The sequence below is a fragment of the Runella sp. R0.1_18 genome, assembly GCF_057652155.1.
Map to the genome: position 1 here is coordinate 1 of NZ_JBYFCK010000172.1, position 214 is coordinate 214.

Here is a 214-nt window from a genome sequence, read left to right on the forward strand (position 1 = left end):
CGTTTTTGAAGGGGGTATTGTAGTCGGTCTGACTATCGTCTGACCGAGACAAACATTGGTCAGACGATAGTCAGACCGATAAAAGATTGAGTTTATTCCCAGCGCAGGCCATTCTAGCCCAGAGTATGCCAAGAAAAAATTGATGGATAAGATGGCGGGGTTTTTGAAGGGGGTATTGTAGTCGGTCTGACTATCGTCTGACCGAGACAAACAT

At 45.8% G+C, this 214-nt stretch carries 1 protein-coding gene; it reads right to left on the reverse strand.

The features are described 5' to 3' along the window. A partial coding sequence (locus tag AC23P2_RS31510; protein ID WP_487776853.1) for a hypothetical protein occupies window positions 1-214 on the reverse strand: 214 nt, incomplete at both ends.